Genomic DNA, 20,228 nt, shown 5'->3' with positions numbered 1-20,228 from the left:
GGGGGGCGGAAGCCTGAAGTCTGAAGTTTGAAGGGCTAAGAGTGACAAAAAGGATGGTGGCGAGTTTCGAGTGGCGAGTTAAAAGATAGAGGTTTGAAGAGTTAGTTTGAAGTTTTAAGAGTTAAGAGTGGCCAATGCATTATTTTTAAGACAAACACAAAATTTAACCAAAACAGTCACTGTCATTCTGAATAAAGGCCAACAATTCACCAGCTTAGCTGCAAAAACCACCAATTTATAATTTTTTTAATATTTTAAGGCTTTCGGTGTTGACCCTTCACATAGGTTCTTATAATATTGCGCTCCGTTCCGAGAGGGACGGGATTATTCCCCCTTAGCTCAGCTGGTTAGAGCGACGGACTGTTAATCCGCAGGTCCCCCGTTCAAATCGGGGAGGGGGAGCCAAATTAGCCATTATGGCCAACAAAAAAGCCGCGATTTTTCGCGGCTTTTTTGTTTCTGCTGTTCAAACATTGAAATCGCAGCTCTTTTCTAACTATAAATTTGATACATTATTGATAAACCCTATAACTGATTAATGCGATGACAACCCTGCTCTGGCGTTACCTGATACCACTTTCAACAGCACTGCTCTGCCTGATCCCGGCAATTTTTAGCAGTGAGTTATCGGCGATTCTGTCTTATCAACGCTCTCATATTGCCGAGGGGGAACTGTGGCGATTAGTATCCGCCAACGCACTTCATACCAACTGGAACCACTGGGCACTGAATATGGGCGGCCTTTTTTTAATCTGGTTTATATTCTGGGATGTGTGCAATAAAAAATGGCAAGCGGCCTTTTTATTGGGTCCAATACTGTTGAATACCCTGCTGTTGTATTTCCTTTCTCCCCAATTACATGGCTATGTGGGTCTATCTGGTGCATTGCATGGCACTATTGTCGCATTTGGGCTGGCAGACTGGCCGAAAAATAAATGGACATCCACAGCACTGATCATTGGCGTTACTGCCAAGCTTACCTATGAGCAGCTCTATGGCAGCTCTGAATCGGTTAAGCAGTTGATCAATGCCAACGTGGCCGTTGATGCCCATTTATGGGGAGCAGTTTCCGGAGTCCTCGTAGGTGCCGTTTACCTGATCTGGCGATACCGGCGACCGGCGATCCACCTGGTCGAAAAATAAAGACTCCCAACCAAATTTTCTCTAGCGACCGAACCGCTTAATTAACGCACGAGTTGCAGCATCCACCTGAGGATCATCCTGTGATGCTTTGCTTAGCCCCGTTGCAATTTGTTTGCCCAGCTCTACGCCAAACTGATCGAACGCATTAATGTCCCAAAGCACGCTTTGTACAAATACTTTATGTTCGTACAAGGCAATTAACTGCCCCAATGAAAATGCCGATAACTTCTCAAGCACAATAATGGTGGAAGGCCGATCACCTGGGCAGGCTTTTTCTGCAGGGCCGCCATCATCGGTACCATTTATAAGCGCCGATGATTGCGCCAGACAGGAGCGGAAAGCCACATCATCTTCAAAACTAACATTAGCTTCTGGAATGGTTAGCATTTCCAGATAAGTGTTGCGCTGACTTTGATGCACCAGTTGCATAAACGCATGTTGGGCATTCAATCCCGATTGCCCAAAAATATACGGACAAGTGGCAAAAGACACAGGTTCACCGGACGTGGTGACAGACTTGCCATTACTCTCCATTTCAAGCTGTTGTTGATAATCGGGAAATAACTTTAATCCATGTCGGTAAGGTAAGGTAATAAACACCGAGTGTTGTTGATAATTAATGTTCCAGTGTTGAATTAAAGCCAGTAATACAGGCAAGTTCTTGTTCAATTCTGTATTACGAAAATGCTGATCCATGGCTCGACCACCGGCTAAAAAATCATCAAAAACAGCATTACCCAGCGCAATACGAACAATTAATCCAATAGAAGACCAAATGGAGTAGCGTCCACCAACCCAGTCCCAAATAGAGAACTGATAGTCCGGCAAAATCCCAAAGTCCGTCATGGCTTGCTGGTTAACCGCGACACCGGCAAAGTGAGCAGACCAACCTTGCTCGCCCACGACTTTTTTTAACGCACTAATAGCAAGCTGTGCATTGGTTTGCGTTTCCCAGGTAGTAAAGGATTTGGAACAGAGAATAAATAATGTTTGTTCCAGATTAATTGACGAGAGTAATTGCTCGGCAGACTGATGATCCACATCACTCATAAAATAAATATTAAGCCCTACTTGTTGATGCTCTGAAAGTGCGTCAACAAGCAATCTGGGGCCTAAATCTGAGCCACCAATTCCAATATTGACCAGGGTTGAGATTGGCTTACCAGTTGCCCCTAACAGCTCACCCTGCCGAATTTTATCCGCAAAGCGTGCGGCTTTTTGATGCTGCTGTTCAACATCCTTCCATTGCTCTAAATTAGACGATTCAGCTCGGCACAAGGTATGCAGCGCTGGACGCTGTTCCGTTACATTAATGACTTCACCAGCAAACATGGCTTCTATACGTTTGTCCAGCTGCTTACTTTCTGCAAACGCCAATAACGTATTAAACACTTCGTCGGTTATTTTGTTTTTAGAAAAATCGATGGCAACGCCATTGTACTGATAGAAACTGCTTTTAAACTGCTGCGTATCAATAATGTTTCGGATCGAATTTGATGTTAATACTTCAGCTTGTTTTTTTAATTTGTTGTGAAATGAATAATCCATAATGCTCTTTTAATAAAACCTCTTATACAGACGCTTGGTACAGGTCTTTCATCCATTCATATACACCACTCAGTGCAGGCGATGCATAGAAACGTCAAAAATGTATGCAAACGTGACTTATGACCTTTTTAATCAAGCCTAGTAAACGTTGCGCGATATCTGTACTTTGTATGTTTTAGTCATTTATGTTCAACCCTGAACTTATAATTTTAATAATTATCATTATGATATAAATTTGTTTTTAATATTATATCTTACGCTTAATATACCCTAGTTTAAGCTTGGGTTAGTACCTCAATAATACGAGACACCGCTTTTCCATCGCCATAAGGGTTAGCCGCTTGTGACATGGATTCAAAAGTTGCTTTATTATCCAATAATTGATTGGCCTGTTGAAGGATCGTTTCGGCATTAGCACCAACCAACTTTACTGTACCAGCCGCTAAAGCTTCTGGCCGCTCAGTATTATCTCGCATAACCAGTACCGGTTTTCCCAATGACGGCGCTTCTTCCTGTATGCCACCACTGTCGGTAATAATAAAGTAACTCTGCTTCATCAGGTAGACAAACGGAAGATATTCTTGCGGTTCAATTAAAAATACATCGGGACTATTGCCAAGTATGTCATTCACCGGTTTTTGCACATTAGGATTCAAATGGACCGGGTACACCACTTGTACATCGCCACGCTCGGCAAGTTTCTTTAAGCCCTGACAAATCTGCAAAAAACCGTCACCAAAATTTTCACGCCTGTGCCCGGTGACCAAAATTAGTCGTTTGCTTGAATCGAGAAATGAAAATTTTTGCTGCAGCTTATTGTGTAATGATTCATCACGATCGAGTTTTTCAGATACCCAAATTAATGCGTCAATAACCGTGTTACCTGTCACCCAGATGCTCTTTTCATCTTTACCTTCTTGCTGCAAATTATTCCGTGAGGATTCAGTGGGCGCAAAATGATAATGACTTAAAACACCGGTTAATTGACGATTCGCTTCTTCCGGCCAGGGAGAGTAGAGGTTATGGGTTCGTAGTCCAGCTTCTATGTGACCAACCTTTACCTGATGGTAAAATGCGGCTAATGAAGTTGCCATGGTTGTTGTGGTATCACCATGCACCAGCACGACATCCGGACGCCATTGCTGTAATACATCATCAATTCCCCGCAGCACTTTGGTTGTCACATCGGTAAGCGTTTGACCTGATTTCATTAAGTTCAGATCAAAGTCTGGCGTTAATTCGAATAAACTTAAAACCTGATCAAGCATTTCCCGGTGCTGTGCCGTGACACAAATCCGAGTCTCAAGCGTATCGACCTGTAATAATTGTTTGGCCAGCGGCGCCATCTTAATCGCTTCTGGACGCGTGCCAAATACAACGAGCACTTTTTTCATTAATCACCTGTGAGGGATGTTGATGATAAAGGGTATATTTGAAAGTATAACAATCACGGCTTATGAAACATACCCAAAGCCAAGCTTAATCTAACCGATAACGGTATCGCCCTTACGGCCGTAAATATCATCTAGCCGTTCTATATCATCCTCACCCAGATAACTGCCCGACTGTACTTCAATTAACTCCAGCGGCAACTTGCCTGGATTGGACAGACGGTGCTTCGATCCTATGGGGATATAAGTTGACTGATTTTCAGACAATAAAAATGTTTTATCGTCACAACTCACTTCAGCGGCTCCTGTTACGACTATCCAGTGTTCGGCACGTTGGTGGTGCAACTGTAAAGATAAAGAGGCTTCTGGATTAACTTCTATGCGTTTAACTTTATACCCTTCGCCAACGTCAACGATTTCGTAATTGCCCCAGGGTCGATAAACCCGCCTGTGTACCTGATGTTCACTTCGTCCGCTTTTTTTAAGTTGTGCAACAATCTGTTTAACATTTTGCACTTTTGATTTATTGGCAACCAAAACCGCATCGGGTGTTTCAACAACCACCAGATCATTAACACCTAATGTTGCAACCAACCGCTGCTGACTCATAACAAAGGTATTGGTTGACTGCTCTTGAATGACATCACCAATAGCAACATTTCCATTTTCATCAGGCTTTAGTTGATCCGATACACTCGTCCAGGCACCTAAATCGGTCCATTCACAATTAAGCGGAACCATATCAACTGATATATTCAGATTTTTTAAAGAGGGTATCTTTTCAATAACGGCATAATCAATAGACTCTGAAGGTGAAGATTCAAACGCTTCTGCGTCTACTCGTACGAACTCCAGATCCTGAGATGAGTTTTCCATGGCCTTGTGGCAGGCTTTGTGAATATCGACATTTAATTCAACCAATGCTTCAAGCCATAAATAGGATTGAACAATAAACATGCCACTGTTCCAGAAATAATTTCCGGCTGCCAGATAGGCTTCTGCCACTGCACGTTTCGGCTTTTCTGTAAAAGAACTGACCTGATTTATGCCATTATCCTGCTTTTTTCCCATTTCAATGTAACCATAACCTGTATGCGCAAAGTCGGGAGTTACGCCAAAAATACCGATAGATCGATGAGCCTTTAATGCCTGACATAAATGCAGTGTCGATGATACAAACTCTAAGGGTAACTCGATTGCGTGATCCGCAGGCAATACCAACATCAGTGCATTATCGTAATGTTGCTTAATATATTCTGCAGCAAGGGTTAGCGCTGGCGCGGTATTTTTAGTACTGGACTCAAGGATAATGGTTGTTAATGGCTGCCCTACTTCCAGAGCCTGTTGAGCAATTAAAAATCGATACTGCTCGTTGCTAACCACAACCGGTGGTTGAACATCAAAACCAGATTTATTTTTACTAAGTAAGCCACATCGTTGAAGCGTTTGTTGGAATAAACTGACCTTGCCCGTCAATTGCACAAATTGCTTAGGAAAGTATTCTCGAGATAGAGGCCAAAGTCTTGAACCAGAGCCGCCAGAAAGTATTACAGGGAAGAGTTTCAGAGCAGAGCCTTTTGATGTTTTACTCGTTTCGCATATTTTAACTTAAAAAAGAACATTGACCAAAACAGCAAAAAAGGGGCATTAAGCCCCTTTCATCGTCTTTGACACTACAGTCTTAAAAACTACAATTTGATTAACGCTTTGTTTTTCTCAAAGGTTGCCTTACCAATACCTTTCACGTCCATCAACTGCTCTGCGGCTTTAAACTTCCCCAGTTTTTCGCGTAGCGCAACAATCGCTTTGGCTTTTTTAATACCAACGCCTTTTAAAGCTTTCGATAATTGCTCAGCAGTAGCGGTATTAATATTAACCGGCTGCATTACCTGTTGAGTCGTTTTTGCCTCTGCTTTTCCTTTTGCCTCTGCAATTTCAGGTGTTCCCAGCATTAATACACCAGCAATCAATGTCATTATGATAAGTTTCATTTTAATTCTCCTTTTAAGATCCTCGAAAGGTCCTTGAGTTAGTTTATTTTAGTTATTCGCACTCCTTAAGCGAATGGCTGGATTTTATTCAGCCATTTAAAAAGTTACAACTGTGTTTGTATCGAATCAGATATTTCGCACAAAGATTGCAGAGGATTACTCGACTGAGTAATGGGGCGGCCAATAACCAGATAGTCTGAACCGTTTTTTATAGCATTCTGAGGTGTCACAATACGGGTCTGATCATCACTTGACGTATTTTTAGGCCGAATACCCGGTGTGATTAATTGAAACTTTTCACCAAGGTTTTGCTTTAACAGCTGAGCCTCCTGAGCAGAACACACCACACCATCGAGTTCACATTGTTTGGCTAACTGCGCCAATGCCAGAACATGATCCGATAAGCTCCGCTGCACACCAAGGGCATGAAGTTCAGGTTCCGACATGCTGGTTAAAACTGTTACCGCAATTAGTAAAGGCGCGTCTGAGCCCATTGTATCCAATGCCTGACGCGTTTTCGTCATCATTGCTGTGCCGCCTGATGCATGAACATTGATCATCCAGACACCAAGTTCAGCCGCTGCCAAACAAGCCTTTGCCACTGTATTGGGAATATCGTGAAATTTAAGATCAAGAAATACATCAAAATCTCTGTCGATTAATTGTTTAACAAACTCTGGGCCAAAATGAGTGAACATTTCTTTACCGACTTTTAATCGACATAAGGTTGGATCAAGTTGATCCACCAAATGCATTGCCTTGGAGCTTTGATCAAAATCAAGTGCCACTATTATTTTTGGATCGGAAACTTTTTCAGAGGATTTAGACATACTTTGCAACTTCAACTTACTCTCCTTCCAGGCCAAGTATGGGTTTTACGGATCCCCAATGCTTACACCCGGGGCATTGCCAAAATAATGTTTTGCTGCCAAAACCACAATGGCTGCAGCGATAAACCGGTTTCGATTCAAAAGACCGCGAAATGATGCGATATAAAATTTGTAGGCTGGGTTTAGCACTGGACTGCGCATGTTCAATATGCAGCTCGATCAGTTTTAATAAGCCTTTTAATGACGGTTTCTCTTGCAGCTGTTGTGCAATAAAATCTGCCGCTTCCCGATCACTTTTTTCACTGCGCAATAAATCAGCATAGGCTAAAACCGTTGAGGTACTGCCGCCTTGTTGCATCGAGCTGGATAAAAACTGTCGATAGCCTTTTTGATCCCTTAATTGAATAAAGCATTGTTGAATTGAAGGCAGTACTTCAGAGATAAATTCTGGATTTTGTTTTGCCAACTCTTTGTAATACTTTAATGCCTGTTTCGGTTGGCCTTGGGATAATGCCAGTTCACCCCGACTTATATTAGCTCTAACACAAGTGTTATCAATTTGAAGTGCTCGCTTTAAAGACTGATAGGCCGATTTAATCTGGTGTTGACTGATTTGTTGATCCGCAAGCTCACAATAAAAGTTGGCAATTTCTGCAGCGTGATCTTTATGATCCACCGACTGAAGCTGTTCTGCTACGGACACCGCTTTTTGCCAATCTTTGGTTTGCTGATAAATCAACATTAATTGATGCAAACTGGTGGCTTTATGTCGCGGCTCTAAAATTAATTCTTTAAATAAACTTTCTGCTCGGTCAAACAAGCCTGCGGCCATATAATCCAGACCTAACTCAAGCAGCGCCATCTTTCGCGATTCAGGAGCTAATGAGGGACGAGCAATCAAGTTTTGATGCAATCGTATCGCCCTATCCACTTCACCGCGCTTTCGAAATAAATTACCTAAAGCCAGATGGGTTTCAACGGTTTCTGAGTCCACCTCAAGCATTTTAACAAAGGTGTCGATAGCTTTATCGGGCTGCTCATTTAATAAAAAGTTAAGCCCGACAAAATAGCGCTTTGACAAACCACCCTGAGTAGCAGTCTCATGCTTATGTTTAGCCCTGCGGCCAAAACGATAACCGCTAAAAGCAGCCACAGGTAACAGGGCAACCATTAAATAAAACCACAACTCGGTCATTTAATAGTCATCCTTAATCGGCAGTGAGCGCAGGTTCTCGACTTCTTTCGTCTTTTGACCAAGTTTATGCTGTGCTTGCTTTAACTTGACCCGAAGTTTAAACAAACGCCCTGTCAGACTGATAACACCTATAAAATAGCCCACCAGCAAGCTACCAACAATAATAAAGGCTAAGGGTGTATCCAGCTGGCCGATAAAATAACTTAAGACAACATCTTGATCATTCTGGGCAAAAAACAGAATAGAAAGTGTGCAAACCAAAATAAATAGAATAAAGTAGATAATTCCTCGCACACCCAACTCCTAGATAAGATTAATACCTTGATTTTCAGGCATAAAAAAAGGCAGGTCAATGACATGCCTTCGATTATTAACCATTTGTGGTTATTTAATTTTCTTGAATGCTTGCATTCACCCGATCCCGTAATTCTTTGCCCGGCTTAAAATGGGGGACGTATTTGCCAGCCAGTGTAACAGCATCACCAGTTTTAGGATTACGACCTGTCCTCGGTGCACGAAAGTGCAAAGAGAAACTGCCAAACCCTCGAATTTCGATTCGATCGCCACGCGCCAACGCCTGAGCCATATGTTCAAGCAGGCTTTTCACAACCAACTCGACATCTTTAGCCGAAAGTTGCGTTTGATGGGCCGCCAAACGCTCTATTAATTCAGATTTGGTCATAGGGAAAACCCGTTTTCCTTGTTATTCAAAAGCTTATGTCTATTTAAAATAGTACAAAACGGGGTAAGAGATCAAAAAAAAATGCACTTAATCAAAGGATTAAGTGCATTTAATCTCATTTAGAGGTGTTAATTAGGCGTCTTGCTGATCCATTTTCTCTTTCAATAGATCACCTAAGGTTGCCGGACCACTGTCTTCAGTCTGTTCTTTGCTGAACTCTTTAATGGCTTTTTGCTCTTCAGCGTGATCTTTTGCCTTGATAGACAAGTTAATCACACGGTTTTTGCGGTCAACACCAATAAACTTGGCTTCAACATCATCACCAACATTCAGGTGCTTGGAAGCATCTTCAACACGCTCAGCGCTGATTTCAGAAGCTCGTAAGTAACCTTCAATGTTATCGCCTAACTCAATTTTCGCGCCTTTCGCGTCAACTTCAGTCACCTTACCGTTAACAATTGCGCCTTTTGAGTTAGTTGACAGGTAACCTGAGAAAGGATCTTCATCAACTTGCTTGATACCCAATGAAATACGCTCACGCTCTGCATCAACAGCCAGAACAACCGCTTCAACTTCGTCGCCTTTCTTGAAGTCACGCACGGCTTCTTCGCCAGGTAAACTCCATGAAATGTCAGATAGATGAACCAGACCATCAATACCACCGTCAAGACCGATAAAGATACCGAAATCGGTGATGGATTTGATTTTGCCTGAAACGCGATCGTTCTTGTCATTTTTAGAAGCAAATTCATTCCAAGGATTAACTTTACATTGCTTAATACCTAATGAAATACGACGACGCTCTTCATCAATGTCCAGAACCAGCACTTCAACTTCATCACCTAAGCTAACCACTTTGCTTGGGTGGATGTTCTTGTTGGTCCAATCCATTTCAGACACGTGAACCAGACCTTCTACGCCTTCTTCGATTTCAACGAAGCAACCGTAATCCGTCAGGTTAGTGACACGACCGAAGATGCGCGCACCTTCAGGGTAACGACGTGCAATATCGACCCATGGATCTTCGCCTAACTGCTTAAGACCTAAGGATACACGCTGCTTGTCTTTGTCAAACTTAAGTACTTTAACGTTGATTTCGTCACCAACCTGAACAATTTCAGATGGGTGCTTAACACGCTTCCAGGACATATCAGTGATATGCAGAAGTCCATCAACGCCACCCAGGTCAACAAATGCACCGTAATCGGTCAGGTTCTTAACGATACCTTTCACTTCGGCGCCTTCGTTCAACTTGGCTAATAATTCATCGCGCTCTGCACTGTTTTCGTCTTCGATAACACTACGACGAGAAACAACCACGTTGTTACGCTTTTGATCAAGCTTGATAACTTTAAACTCAAGCTCTTTGTTTTCCAGATGAGTTGTGTCACGTAATGGACGAACATCAACCAGAGAACCGGGCAAGAATGCACGAATTTTATTAATTTCGACTGTGAAACCACCTTTAACTTTACCGGTGATAACACCATTAACTTTGTCTCCCGCTTCGTGGGCTTTCTCAAGCTCTTTCCACGTTTCGAAACGCTTGGCACGTTCACGTGATAATCGGGTTTCACCAAAGCCGTCTTCAACAGCATCCAGAGCAACTTCTACTGAATCACCAACTTCTACTTCCAACTCGCCAGCAGAATTAGTGAATTGATCACGTGGGATCACACCTTCTGATTTAAGGCCAGCGTTGACAGTAACCACTTCGCTATCAATAGCGACTACGGTGCCGGTGATTATTGCGCCTGGGCGCATCTCTACTTCTTGAAGACTTTGTTCAAACAGTTCTGCGAAATTCTCGCTCATTACCAGATTCCTAGATTGTTTAGCCAATAATTTATGGCTGTGTTCGTCCAGTTATTCTAATCCTGAAAAACCGGGTCTATTTAAAAACTCACCCTCTTCCCTGCAGTGAGTACCAAAACTTTATTCAGTTTCGACAAAATCAGGAACTTTGTTCCAGCTTTTTCATCGAATATTCATACACTTGAGAAAACACTTCGTCGATAGATAATGTTGAGCTATCAACGACAAAAGCACCCGCCGCAGGGACCAATGGTGCCACGGTTCGGGTACGGTCACGCTCATCGCGCTCTTTTATGCTTTCTAAAAGCGCGCATAGACTAGCACTAATCCCCTTTTGTTTCAACTGATTAAAGCGCCTTTCGGCGCGGGTTTCAGCGCTGGCGGTAAGGAATATTTTGGCGTCTGCATCAGGGAAAACCACGGTGCCCATATCGCGACCATCGGCTATCAGTCCGGGCGGCTGTTGAAAATCTCGTTGTCTTGCCAGTAATGCACTTCTTACTTCAGGTATCACGGCAACTTCACTGGCACGTTGCCCGGCTTCGTCGGTACGTATGGCATCACCAACAGGCTCGCCATCAAGATAGGCCACCACTTCATCGGACGATTGCTCAGTCACAAACGTCAGTGGCAGATCACGGGCAAGTTTTACCAGCTCATTGATATTTGTTGAAGCTATTCCTGCCTGATGGGCCGCCAAACCCAAAACGCGATAAATGGCACCACTGTCGAGAATCGGCCACTCCAGCTTTTGCGCTAGTCGAAAGGCTATGGTGCCTTTGCCTGATCCAGAAGGGCCATCGATGGTAATAACCGGTGAATTGTTGGTAGAAGAATCAGACATAATGTCGCCACTTGTTTTAAAGTGGCGCTATTTTAGACAAATGAGAGAAAAAAGCTAGGGGGCGGTTTGAGTTTCGAGTGGCGAGTGGCGAGTGGCGAGAAAGGATAAAAGAGTAGCGAAGTTTTAAGTTTTAAGTGAAAGATAAAGACAAAACGTTTCTCGTGGCTCGCTGCTGCCTAACCGTGCGTTCGTTCAAACTCGACCATAAATTCAATTAATGCATCCACACCAGCCACAGGCATGGCGTTGTATAAACTAGCCCGCATACCGCCGACGCTGCGATGCCCTTTTAGATAATGTAATCCGGCCATTTCTGCTTGCTCTAAAAAGCGGGCGTTCAAGGATTCATCCGCTAGAGTAAACGGGATATTCATCCTTGATCGGGCACTCGGATGAATCGGATTGGCGTAAAAAGAACGCTTATCGATAAACTGATAGAGTTTTTGAGAACGTTCATTGGCGCGTTGCTCCATAACATCGACGCCTCCCTGTTTAATCAACCAGTCAAACACCAGACCGGCCAGATACCATGAATAAGTCGGTGGTGTATTGTACATACTGCCACTTTCTGCCAAGGTTGAGTATCGCATTAAACTGGGAGCGGATTGAGCAGCGGGTTGCTGGATAATATCGTCGCGGACTATCAAAATGGTTAAGCCTGCAGGCCCTATATTTTTTTGCGCGCCGGCATAAATCACCGCATAGTCTTCAACATTAATTTTGCGCGACAATATATTAGACGACATATCAGCAATTAATTGCCCACGACCCACAACTGGCGCATCGCTAAACTCCACTCCACCAATGGTTTCATTCGGTGTAAAATGAAGGTAATCAAACCCCTGCTCTATACCCCATTCGGACTCCGGCAAGATAGCCTGTAATCCATCTCGCTCAGACAAAGCATTCACCACATCCACCTGACCAAATTGTTTGGCTTCTTTAATGGCTTTACTACCCCAGATACCGGTATCCACATACACCGCCCGGTTTCGTAAACAGTTCATGGGCACCATGGCAAATTGAAAGCTGGCGCCACCGGCCGCGAATAACACACGATAATTTTTGGGGATATTCAATAATTGCCGTAAGTCTGCCTCTGCTTTTTCAGCGATCTCAGTAAAATCAGTACCACGATGACTAAAATCAAGGACAGAAAGTCCCTTGCCACGCCAGTCGGTAAACTCACTTTGGGCTTGCTCCATCACCTGTTTTGGCAACATGGCCGGGCCGGCGCTAAAATTATAAGGAGGCCAATGTTTTTTCATTCTTTAATCCTGCAAAGATTCAGAAAATAATTTATTTTAATGAGAGTTCTTATTATGCAAAGCGATGCACCTGCAATTCAATCATTTATTGGCATAACGCCTAAAGCCGTAACATCATTTACCGGTACTTTTATTTCTAAAACCACTTTTGCAAAAACCTCTATTAATGATTGGTCTATACCATAACAGAGCCGTTTACCTGCCGAAGATTAAATAATGAGAGCACCGGAATACTTAATTGTTTTCATAAAAAAAGAGCCGATGTCGGCTCTTTTTTTATTAGTTTGACAAAATGACTGACTAGTCAGTTTCTCCGTCTGCTTCAGACTCACTGCCGCCTTGTTGCTCAGCGTTATCCTGAGTCGTGTTAGCATCAGCATTGCCTTCGGCCGAATTCTCTGAGGTCTCAATATCCTCGTCTAGCTCATCGGTTTCCAGCTCTTCTATCCGCTCAAGACCAACAAGAGCATCACTTTCATCCAGACGAATTAAGCGAACACCTTGAGTGTTTCGACCCATAACTCGCATTTCGTCGACACGGGTACGAACCAGGGTAGCGTTACTGGTAATTAACATAATTTCATTGCCGTCCTGACAATGTACCGCACTGATCACCTTACCATTTCGATCACTGGCAACAATAGAGATAACCCCTTGGCCACCACGACCACGAACCGGATGATCTTCCATAGCGGTTCGTTTACCGTAACCGTTTTCTGTGGCCGTTAACACTTCACCTTCATCGGAAGCTTTAACCAGTGACACAACCTTTTGACCTTCCTGCAAACGCATGCCTCGGACACCACGTGCGGTTCGACCCATCGCACGCACATCCTGCTCGCTAAAGCGGATCACTTTTCCGGCATCACTGAACAACATCAGTTGATCTTCGCCTTCCGTGATCACAGTCCCTATTAATGCGTCGTCATCATCAATGGACACCGCAATAATGCCGCCTTTACGGGGACGGGAGAATTGCTCTAAAGATGTTTTCTTTACGGTACCGGATGACATGGCCATAAAGACAAATTTATTTTCATCGTAATCTTCTACCGGCAATATGCTGGAAATACGCTCATCCGGATCCAGCGGTAAGACATTTACGATAGGTTTACCACGGGATCCCCGACCGGCCTGTGGTAACTCAAAGGTTCTTAACCAGTAAACTTTACCTTTGCTTGAGAAACACAAAATCACATCGTGCGTACTACAAACCGTTAGTTTTTCGATAAAGTCTTCATCTTTCATTTTGGTAGCCGACTTACCTCGACCGCCTCGACGCTGCGCTTCATAGTCCGCCAATGGTTGGTATTTCACATAACCATGATGAGACAGCGTAACCACCACATCTTCTTCTGTGATTAAATCTTCCATCAACAAGTCGGCACTGCTGTTGGTAATTTCCGTACGGCGCTCATCACCAAATTCATCAAGTATGGCTTGCAACTCTTCACGGATCACTTCAAGCAATCGCTCATTGCTGTTTAATATCGCTAATAATTCGGCGATAGCGGCCAGTAATTCCTGATAATCGCTGATCAGTTTTTCGTGCTCAAGACCGGTCAGTTTGTGTAAACGCAGTTCCAGAATAGCTTGTGCTTGTTCAGGCGATAAATGATAAAAACCATCCACCAAACCGAAGGCTTCATCGAGACCGTCCGGACGACAGGAACCTGTACCGGCACGCTCCAACATATCGACCACTTGCCCGGGTGCCCAGGCTCGTGCCATTAATTCTTTTTTCGCATCAGCCGGATTTGCGGATTGTTTGATCAGCGCAATCACTTCATCAATATTTGCCAATGCAATCGCCAGGCCTTCTAGCACATGGGCTTTTTCACGGGCTTTGCGTAATTCATAAATGGTACGTCGTGTAACCACTTCACGGCGGTGCTTAACGAACGCATCCAGCATATCTTTAAGATTAAAGATGCGTGGCTTATTATTTTCCAGCGCCACCATATTAATGCCGAATACGGTTTGCATCTGGGTTTGAGAATACAGGTTGTTCAATACCACATCGGGTACTTCACCTTTACGCAGCTCAATCACCATACGCATACCGTCTTTGTCCGACTCATCGCGCAGGCCAGTGATCCCTTCCAGCTTTTTATCTTTAACCAGTTCTGCAATTTTTTCGATAAGACGGGCTTTATTCACCTGATACGGCAATTCCGTAACGATGATGCTGTCTTTATTGGATTTTTCATCGGTTTCAATATGATGACGAGAACGAATATGGATACGGCCTCGACCGGTTCGGTAGGCTTCCAAGATCCCAGCGCGACCATTAATGATACCGGCGGTTGGAAAATCTGGCCCGGGAATGTGTTCCATTAACTCGGCCAGCTCAATGTCTGGGTTATCAATTAACGCCAGGCAACCACTGATAACTTCATTTAAATTATGCGGCGCAATATTGGTGGCCATGCCTACCGCAATACCGGATGAACCATTAACCAATAAGTTAGGAATTCGTGTCGGTAAAACGGTTGGCTCAGACTCACTGCCGTCGTAGTTTTCTTCAAAATCGACGGTTTCTTTGTCCAGATCGGCGAGCAATCGATGCGCCATTTTCGCCATTCGAACTTCGGTATAACGCATTGCAGCGGGTGAGTCGCCATCAACCGAACCAAAGTTACCTTGCCCATCCACCAGCATATAACGCAGTGAAAACGGCTGTGCCATACGGACAATGGTGTCGTAAACGGCTGTATCACCATGCGGGTGATATTTACCGATCACATCCCCGACCACACGGGCGGATTTTTTATATGGCTTGTTAAAATCATTGCCTAATTCATTCATGGCGTAGAGCACACGTCGATGAACAGGCTTAAGGCCATCGCGTACATCCGGTAGCGCCCGGCCAACGATGACGCTCATGGCGTAATCAAGATAGGAATTTTTCAGTTCGTCTTCGATGTTAATCGGCAGGACTTCTTTAGCAAACTCACCCATAAATCTAAAAAAACCTTTTATTTCAGTTAGTTATTATTAAACGACTAATCCTTGCACAAGCCGCTGATTGTACCACAATGCAGTGAAATCAGCCTACAAATAATACCAATTTGTCATCAATGCCCCTAGTTTTTATCGCTTTAGTTTGTAACTGATTAAATAACGATCAAATATTCAAGCTTCGACGAAAAATTCCTGTTGTTAGCCGCTCAATAAAAGCAACAGGTGATATACTCCGGCCATCATTCATTGCACAGGATATTTTTGTGACACAAAAGGTCGACAGCATTATTCTTGCCCGTTGGGTGGCTCCGGTGGACGCTCAGGAAAAGGTATTCGATAACTATGGTGTGGCACTGACAGATGGCAATATCGTTGCACTCGATACCCATAAAAATTTAAAGCAGCAATACAGCGCCAACCATTATTACGAGTTACCTGATCACCTGTTAATACCGGGGCTAATCAACGCCCATACCCATGCCGCGATGAATTTACTCAAAGGCTTCGCCGATGATTTGCCGTTAATGACCTGGCTGCAACAACATATCTGGCCCGCCGAATCAAAAATGATGAGCGATAAATTTGTTTATCAGGGCACCCAGCTGGCCATTGCGGAAATGTTGAAAAGTGGTACCACCTGCTTTAATGATATGTACTTTATGCCAGATATGGCCGCCAAAGCAGCGCTTGAATCAGGTATTCGCGCCAATGTCGGGTTAACGGTTATCGACTTTCCTACCGCCTGGGCCAAGGACGCTAACGAGTACATTCAAAAGGGGCTCGCCGTTTTTGACAACTTTAAAGGTGAAGACGCTCTGTCCTTCAGCTTTGCACCCCATGCGCCTTATACGGTCTCAGATGATACGTTAAAGCGGCTCGGCACTCTGTCTCAGGAGCTTGACCTAACGCTTCATATGCATGTGCACGAAACCGCCCATGAAGTCAGCGAGTCGATAAAACAATTTGATTGTCGCCCACTGACACGTTTGCATAATCTGGGGCTGCTTTCGCCCGCTTTTCAGGCCGTGCATATGACTCAGGTGATCGATGACGACGTAACTCTGTTACAACAAACCGGCAGTCATGTGATGCACTGCCCGGAATCGAATATGAAGCTGGCCAGCGGAATTTGTCCGGTAGGTAAATTAACATCAGCAGCAATAAATTTGGCGATGGGTACCGATGGCAGTGCCAGCAATAATGATCTCGATATGCTGGGAGAAATGCGCAGCGCATCGCTGCTGGCAAAAGTCGGTTCCGGCGATGCCAGCAGTTTTTCAGCCCGACAAGCGTTAAATGCTGCAACTCTGGGCGGCGCTAAAGCGCTTGGGATAGACAATAAATGCGGCAGCATAGAAGTTGGAAAGCAAGCCGATCTCTGCGCCATCAATTTAAATCATATTGCCACCTCACCGGTATTTGATGCTGTTGCAACACTGGTTTACTCTGCTACGCGTGATCAGGTAAGTCATGTATGGACCCGTGGCACACTACAACTTGAAGACGGCGACTTAACCCGCATCAATGAAAATGACTGTTTTGCGATGGCCAGCCACTGGCACGATCGTTTACTGAAAGAGCTAAGAGATTAAAATGAATACTCAAAATGTCGATTTTGGCGAAATAAAAAAATTTGAACAACTGGCCGAACGTTGGTGGGATAAAACCAGCGAGTTCAAGCCACTGCATGATATTAATCCGTTAAGGGTTGAGTTTATTGCCAATCACAGTGATGGATTGGCAGGCAAACGCATTCTTGATGTGGGGTGTGGTGGCGGTATTCTGGCTGACGCCATGAGCCAACTGGGCGCCGACGTAACCGGAATCGACATGGGCGAAGCGCCCTTATCCGTTGCTAAACTGCATCAACTGGAATCTGAGCAATCTGTTGACTATCAAAAAATTACCGCGGAAGAACTGGCCGAACAGAAACCTGGCCACTTTGATATTGTCACTTGTCTGGAAATGCTCGAGCATGTGCCCGATCCATCGTCCGTCATTGCCGCCTGCGAAAAGCTGGTAAAACCGGGCGGTGATGTATTTTTTTCCACCATCAACCGCAATCCGAAAAGTTTTATGATGGCAATAGTGGGCGCAGAATATGTGTTAAAAATGTTGCCCAAAGGTACTCATGAATACGCAAAATTTATTCGACCCTCAGAGCTGGATCGCTGGGCCAGAGACTGTCAATTAACCTTGAGTACTATGACCGGAATGCACTACAACCCGTTAACCAAACATTACTGGCTGTCCGATCGAAACGTTGATGTTAATTACCTTTGTCATTATAAAAAACAGCAATAACGCTCTAACATATTCAGGATTGTCCTATGTCAGAACATCAAGGTTCATCTTCCGCTGCTGTAGCAAAACCGAAAGCCGTGTTGTTTGATCTCGACGGCACCTTTGCCGATACCGCACCGGATCTGGCCTATGCATTAAATACGCTATTGCAACAACAGGGATTGCAAAAACTGGATTACGACAGCATACGTCCCTATGTATCAAAAGGCGCACCCGGATTAATCCGCTTAGGGTTTGGCCTTACTTCAAGCGATGAAAACTACGACACGCTAAGACAACAACTGCTCGATATTTACGCTGAAAATCTTTGCCAACACACGCAATTGTTTGATGGCATCAGCAGCGTTATTGAATATTGTGAATCCAATGCCCTGCCCTGGGGGATCATTACCAATAAACCCGAGTTTTTAACCACGCCTTTAGTTGAGCAACTGGGGCTCAGCGATCGCGCCGCTACCGTGATCAGTGGTGATACCTTCGCCGAACGTAAACCTCACCCAATGCCTTTATTAGAAGCCAGCAAAGCAATCAATATTGACCCTTATGACTGTTGGTACATTGGCGATGATAAGCGAGATATAGATGCGGCCAAAGCAGCGAACATGACATCCATTGCGGCCTTATGGGGTTATTTTCTCGACAGCGATGATCCTCAAAACTGGCGAGCGGATCATTACTTTAAAACGGCAAAGGATCTGGCAAAAGCATTAACCGCTTAATAAACGGAATATTAAACGAAGAGCGCTCTTTCCACTGACTCATTAAAACCGTTACCAGAAAAAATTTTCCATAGAACATTTCCTAAATATATCTCCTTAACGCATTTCTTTCGCGCACAAAAAAAGCGGTCATTAGAAGACCGCTTTTTTAAACGAGTCAGAAACCTGTTGCCCAGAGTTCAGTTATCCGCAGACCTTTTTCAACGCATCGGCCACATAACCCAGACATTGGGTATTTAATCCGGCCACATTGATTCGGCTTGAGTCTGCCATATAAATACTGTAATCCCTGCGCAGCTCACTGACTTGCTCAGGGGTAATACCCAAATAAGTGAACATGCCTTTTTGCTGAGTGATAAAGCTGAAGTCTTTAGCAATATCTCGCTTATTGATCTCTTCCAGTAATCCGGCACGCAATGATTTAACGCGCGTTGCCATGGCATTCAGTTCATCTTGCCACTCACGGCGTAACTCATCGTTGTGCAGCACTTTATCAACCAGATGACCACCATAAGCCGGTGACATAGAGTAGTTGGCTCGCGCAACGTCCTGAATTTGTGTTTGAATAGCAGCCGCTTCTGTCGCAGATTTAGTCTGGATCATTAACGCACCTGTGCGTTCACGATACAGACCAAAGTTTTTCGAACAGGAAGTCGCAATAACCATTTCCTGAATATTTTCTGATAGATAACGCACGCCTTTGACGTCTTCTTCCAGGCCATCACCCAACCCTTGATAAGCAATGTCCACGTAAGGGATAAATCCCTGTTTATTGGCACGTTCTGCAATTCGTTGCCAATGTTCAAAGCTTAAATCAGCTCCGGTTGGGTTATGACAGCAACCATGCAACAACACCACATCATTTGGACCCAGCTTAGCCAGTTGCTCATCCATGGCTTCAAAGTTAACCATTCCGGTGGAAGCATCAAAATAAGGGTAAGACTGAATTGGCAGACCGGCCGACTGGATCAAAGGCACATGATTTGCCCAGGTAGGATCACTGACCCAGACGGTCAATTCATCGCCCAGACGACGTATCAGCTCAGAACCAACGCGCAATGCACCACAACCGCCAGGGGTTTGAATGGCCGCCAGATGACCTTGCTGAATCGCACTGGACTGTTCACCCAATACCAGCTTTTTAATGCCTTCAACAAAACCAACCACACCAACCGGTCCAATATAGGTTTTACTGTCTTCGGTTTCCATGTGCTCACGAGAGGCTTTTTGTATAGCGCTCATGATGGCCGTATGGCCAGCTTCATCGCGGTATACACCCACGCCAAGATCAACCTTCTGAGGGTTACTGTCTTCTCGAAACAGTGCAATTAAGCCCAACAAAGAATCGGCAGGAAGTGCCTCTAAACGCTCAAACATTAAAGTGCTCCAACTATCATAAATAAGGGATCAAACGAATGCCGACATTGTACTCTTCGAGCAGAAGTGTTGCCAGTGGCAGGCTGTCTGTTTTACCAACAAACGGTTATGAGTCATGTGAATAGTTGATAATTAAAAGGAATGATAATTAAAGAGG

18 protein-coding genes and 1 tRNA gene are annotated in these 20,228 nt (G+C 44.3%); 6 read left to right on the top strand and 13 right to left on the bottom strand.

Annotated features, from left to right (window positions below; translation table 11 throughout):
* Window positions 1-328: 328 nt before the first annotated feature.
* A tRNA-Asn gene (locus C8D97_RS09405) sits at window positions 329-405 on the top strand.
* Between the two features lie 138 nt (window positions 406-543).
* The gene (gene rrtA, locus C8D97_RS09400; RefSeq protein WP_109763524.1) at window positions 544-1,143 is read left to right on the top strand and encodes a rhombosortase; all 600 of its coding nucleotides are present in this window, start codon (window positions 544-546) and stop codon (window positions 1,141-1,143) included.
* Window positions 1,144-1,164: 21 nt separating this feature from the next.
* Here the strand turns inward: rrtA and pgi are convergent, their stop codons facing one another.
* The 11 genes from pgi to serC form a co-directional block, all read right to left on the bottom strand.
* The gene (gene pgi, locus C8D97_RS09395; RefSeq protein ID WP_109763523.1) at window positions 1,165-2,691 is read right to left on the bottom strand and encodes a glucose-6-phosphate isomerase; all 1,527 of its coding nucleotides are present in this window, start codon (window positions 2,689-2,691) and stop codon (window positions 1,165-1,167) included.
* A gap of 275 nt (window positions 2,692-2,966) precedes the next feature.
* Entirely contained in the window at window positions 2,967-4,085 is a 1,119-nt protein-coding gene (gene wecB, locus C8D97_RS09390) for a non-hydrolyzing UDP-N-acetylglucosamine 2-epimerase (RefSeq protein ID WP_109763522.1), read from the bottom strand.
* Between the two features lie 90 nt (window positions 4,086-4,175).
* Window positions 4,176-5,630 (bottom strand): mannose-1-phosphate guanylyltransferase/mannose-6-phosphate isomerase, encoded by a 1,455-nt coding sequence (locus C8D97_RS09385; protein ID WP_342587788.1) that lies wholly within the window; start codon window positions 5,628-5,630, stop codon window positions 4,176-4,178.
* A gap of 140 nt (window positions 5,631-5,770) precedes the next feature.
* The gene (locus C8D97_RS09380; RefSeq protein ID WP_109763520.1) at window positions 5,771-6,073 is read right to left on the bottom strand and encodes a ComEA family DNA-binding protein; all 303 of its coding nucleotides are present in this window, start codon (window positions 6,071-6,073) and stop codon (window positions 5,771-5,773) included.
* Between the two features lie 104 nt (window positions 6,074-6,177).
* The gene (pyrF, locus tag C8D97_RS09375) at window positions 6,178-6,918 is read right to left on the bottom strand and encodes an orotidine-5'-phosphate decarboxylase (protein ID WP_425348731.1); all 741 of its coding nucleotides are present in this window, start codon (window positions 6,916-6,918) and stop codon (window positions 6,178-6,180) included.
* A gap of 1 nt (window position 6,919) precedes the next feature.
* Window positions 6,920-8,098: a lipopolysaccharide assembly protein LapB gene (gene lapB / locus C8D97_RS09370; protein WP_109763519.1), complete on the bottom strand. Its 1,179-nt coding sequence runs from the start codon at window positions 8,096-8,098 to the stop codon at window positions 6,920-6,922.
* Complete coding sequence (locus C8D97_RS09365) at window positions 8,099-8,392, bottom strand: LapA family protein (RefSeq protein WP_170115202.1); 294 nt, start codon at window positions 8,390-8,392, stop codon at window positions 8,099-8,101.
* A 94-nt stretch (window positions 8,393-8,486) separates the two neighbouring features.
* Window positions 8,487-8,780 (bottom strand): integration host factor subunit beta, encoded by a 294-nt coding sequence (gene ihfB, locus C8D97_RS09360; RefSeq protein ID WP_109763517.1) that lies wholly within the window; start codon window positions 8,778-8,780, stop codon window positions 8,487-8,489.
* Between the two features lie 132 nt (window positions 8,781-8,912).
* The gene (gene rpsA / locus C8D97_RS09355) at window positions 8,913-10,595 is read right to left on the bottom strand and encodes a 30S ribosomal protein S1 (RefSeq protein ID WP_109763516.1); all 1,683 of its coding nucleotides are present in this window, start codon (window positions 10,593-10,595) and stop codon (window positions 8,913-8,915) included.
* A gap of 139 nt (window positions 10,596-10,734) precedes the next feature.
* Window positions 10,735-11,439, bottom strand: coding sequence for a (d)CMP kinase (gene cmk / locus C8D97_RS09350; RefSeq protein ID WP_109763515.1), 705 nt, complete (start codon window positions 11,437-11,439; stop codon window positions 10,735-10,737).
* Window positions 11,440-11,615: 176 nt separating this feature from the next.
* Window positions 11,616-12,707 (bottom strand): 3-phosphoserine/phosphohydroxythreonine transaminase, encoded by a 1,092-nt coding sequence (gene serC, locus C8D97_RS09345; protein ID WP_109763514.1) that lies wholly within the window; start codon window positions 12,705-12,707, stop codon window positions 11,616-11,618.
* A gap of 54 nt (window positions 12,708-12,761) precedes the next feature.
* On the opposite strand from serC, the gene C8D97_RS18515 reads away from it, so the two are divergent.
* On the top strand, window positions 12,762-12,893 hold the full coding sequence (locus C8D97_RS18515) for a hypothetical protein (protein ID WP_280951673.1): 132 nt from the start codon (window positions 12,762-12,764) through the stop codon (window positions 12,891-12,893).
* Window positions 12,894-13,007: 114 nt separating this feature from the next.
* Here the strand turns inward: C8D97_RS18515 and gyrA are convergent, their stop codons facing one another.
* Window positions 13,008-15,668 (bottom strand): DNA gyrase subunit A, encoded by a 2,661-nt coding sequence (gyrA, locus tag C8D97_RS09340; RefSeq protein ID WP_109763513.1) that lies wholly within the window; start codon window positions 15,666-15,668, stop codon window positions 13,008-13,010.
* A gap of 266 nt (window positions 15,669-15,934) precedes the next feature.
* On the opposite strand from gyrA, the gene C8D97_RS09335 reads away from it, so the two are divergent.
* The 3 genes from C8D97_RS09335 to C8D97_RS09325 are packed head-to-tail and all read left to right on the top strand — an operon-like array spanning window position 15,935 to window position 18,694.
* A complete protein-coding gene (locus C8D97_RS09335; RefSeq protein WP_109763512.1) occupies window positions 15,935-17,263 on the top strand; it encodes a TRZ/ATZ family hydrolase in 1,329 nt (442 codons plus the stop codon).
* Between the two features lies 1 nt (window position 17,264).
* Entirely contained in the window at window positions 17,265-17,975 is a 711-nt protein-coding gene (gene ubiG, locus C8D97_RS09330; RefSeq protein ID WP_109763511.1) for a bifunctional 2-polyprenyl-6-hydroxyphenol methylase/3-demethylubiquinol 3-O-methyltransferase UbiG, read from the top strand.
* Between the two features lie 26 nt (window positions 17,976-18,001).
* Entirely contained in the window at window positions 18,002-18,694 is a 693-nt protein-coding gene (locus C8D97_RS09325) for an HAD-IA family hydrolase (RefSeq protein ID WP_109763510.1), read from the top strand.
* A gap of 183 nt (window positions 18,695-18,877) precedes the next feature.
* Here the strand turns inward: C8D97_RS09325 and C8D97_RS09320 are convergent, their stop codons facing one another.
* Window positions 18,878-20,071, bottom strand: a complete 1,194-nt coding sequence (locus C8D97_RS09320; protein WP_109763509.1) for an amino acid aminotransferase — start codon at window positions 20,069-20,071, stop codon at window positions 18,878-18,880.
* Window positions 20,072-20,228 lie beyond the last annotated feature (157 nt).

Source organism: Pleionea mediterranea (genome assembly GCF_003148745.1).
GTDB lineage: Bacteria > Pseudomonadota > Gammaproteobacteria > Enterobacterales > Kangiellaceae > Pleionea > Pleionea mediterranea.
Note: the sequence above shows the minus strand (reverse complement) of the source record. Positions and strands in the feature narration are given on the sequence as shown.

What these genes read in the sequence shown, in the direction of transcription:
- lapB (WP_109763519.1), bottom strand. Translation starts at nt 8,098, where the DNA reads ATGACCGAGTTGTGGTTTTATTTAATGGTTGCCCTGTTACCTGTGGCT.
- C8D97_RS09325 (WP_109763510.1), top strand. Translation starts at nt 18,002, where the DNA reads ATGTCAGAACATCAAGGTTCATCTTCCGCTGCTGTAGCAAAACCGAAA.
- wecB (WP_109763522.1), bottom strand. Translation starts at nt 4,085, where the DNA reads ATGAAAAAAGTGCTCGTTGTATTTGGCACGCGTCCAGAAGCGATTAAG.
- C8D97_RS09380 (WP_109763520.1), bottom strand. Translation starts at nt 6,073, where the DNA reads ATGAAACTTATCATAATGACATTGATTGCTGGTGTATTAATGCTGGGA.
- rpsA (WP_109763516.1), bottom strand. Translation starts at nt 10,595, where the DNA reads ATGAGCGAGAATTTCGCAGAACTGTTTGAACAAAGTCTTCAAGAAGTA.
- C8D97_RS09320 (WP_109763509.1), bottom strand. Translation starts at nt 20,071, where the DNA reads ATGTTTGAGCGTTTAGAGGCACTTCCTGCCGATTCTTTGTTGGGCTTA.
- C8D97_RS18515 (WP_280951673.1), top strand. Translation starts at nt 12,762, where the DNA reads ATGCAAAGCGATGCACCTGCAATTCAATCATTTATTGGCATAACGCCT.
- serC (WP_109763514.1), bottom strand. Translation starts at nt 12,707, where the DNA reads ATGAAAAAACATTGGCCTCCTTATAATTTTAGCGCCGGCCCGGCCATG.
- ihfB (WP_109763517.1), bottom strand. Translation starts at nt 8,780, where the DNA reads ATGACCAAATCTGAATTAATAGAGCGTTTGGCGGCCCATCAAACGCAA.
- gyrA (WP_109763513.1), bottom strand. Translation starts at nt 15,668, where the DNA reads ATGGGTGAGTTTGCTAAAGAAGTCCTGCCGATTAACATCGAAGACGAA.
- rrtA (WP_109763524.1), top strand. Translation starts at nt 544, where the DNA reads ATGACAACCCTGCTCTGGCGTTACCTGATACCACTTTCAACAGCACTG.
- cmk (WP_109763515.1), bottom strand. Translation starts at nt 11,439, where the DNA reads ATGTCTGATTCTTCTACCAACAATTCACCGGTTATTACCATCGATGGC.
- pgi (WP_109763523.1), bottom strand. Translation starts at nt 2,691, where the DNA reads ATGGATTATTCATTTCACAACAAATTAAAAAAACAAGCTGAAGTATTA.
- ubiG (WP_109763511.1), top strand. Translation starts at nt 17,265, where the DNA reads ATGAATACTCAAAATGTCGATTTTGGCGAAATAAAAAAATTTGAACAA.